Genomic DNA, 1,126 nt, shown 5'->3' with positions numbered 1-1,126 from the left:
GGTGCGGGTGCGGGTGCGGGGAGGTTGAGGAGGGTCTTGCGGGTGATGCGCAGGTTCTCGGTCTCCGCGTCGAGTTCGCCGAGGCGGGCAGTGAGGTTCTCGATGGACGCGCGGAGCTGCCCGGCCTGCTCGCCGAGTTCGTTCTCGCGGGCCTCGACGTAGGCAAGGACGTCTCTGATCTGCGGGTTGTCGCTCATACGGCCCTCCAGGAGGGCAGGGTGGCGCCGGTGAGCCGGCGGGCCATGACAGAGGTCATCGCCCAGAAGACGCGAGAGCGCGAGGTGGCGAGCCGGTGCTCGTAGTCGCGGACCAGGCGGCGGTAGAACATCAGGATCCCGTTCGTCTGCTCCACGATCCACCGCTTGGCCTGCGGGACGAAGCCCTTGTCGGCCGGGTTGCGCTCGACGATCTCGACGTCGATGCCGTACTGCTTGCCGTGGTTGACGACGGCCTTCTTGAACCCCTGGTCGACCAGGGCCTTCCTCACGGTGTCCATCTGGGCGGCCACGCCGTCCAGCAGTGCGATGCCGGCGGCGTTGTCGTGCGCGGACGCCGGCAGCACGACAGCCTCGACGACGAGACCCAATACGTCCACGGCCAGGCATCTCTTGCGCCCCGGCACCTTCTTCGCGGCGTCCTTGCCGGTCGTGGCGGACGGGACCCCGACGGCCACGCGGATGCTCTGGGTGTCCATGACGATGAGGCTCGGGTCGGCTAATCGCCGCTTCTTCTCCCGCAGTTGCCATCGCAGCAGATCATGAATGGTCTGATCGGTGCCATCGTCGCGCCACGTGTAGAAGTAGTACTTCACGGCACCGGCGGGCGGCAGGTCGTGGGGCAGCAGGTCCCACTGGCAGCCGCTGCGGTTCTGGTACAGGATCGCATTGACGATCTCCCGCATCGCGTATCTGCCCTGGTGGCCACTGACCGACCGATGCGCAGCCTTCCACGCCGTGACCACGGGCTCGACCAGGGCCCACTGCTCGTCGGAGACGTCACTCGAGTACGGCTTGCGATCGCTCATCCCACAACCCAAGCGAATCCCGAACGCCTGACCGGCGAAGATGCCCCGCCGTCACCCCATCGAGTGACCACAAGCCGGGCATAAGATCACATACCGCACTCT

The 1,126-nt window shown here is 66.7% G+C and carries 1 protein-coding gene and 1 pseudogene; both read right to left on the bottom strand.

Features of this window, described 5'->3' with window-relative positions:
• A pseudogene (locus AC0Z36_RS29725) lies at positions 1 to 197 on the bottom strand (hypothetical protein); the annotation flags it as partial.
• Positions 194 to 1,024, bottom strand: a complete 831-nt coding sequence (locus tag AC0Z36_RS29720) for an IS5 family transposase (RefSeq protein WP_485466188.1) — start codon at positions 1,022 to 1,024, stop codon at positions 194 to 196. The gene AC0Z36_RS29720 and the pseudogene AC0Z36_RS29725, both read right to left, overlap by 4 nt.
• Between the last annotated feature and the right edge of the window lie 102 nt (positions 1,025 to 1,126).

The sequence above is a fragment of the Kitasatospora sp. UYEF31 genome (assembly GCF_057291755.1).
Note: the sequence above shows the minus strand (reverse complement) of the source record. Positions and strands in the feature narration are given on the sequence as shown.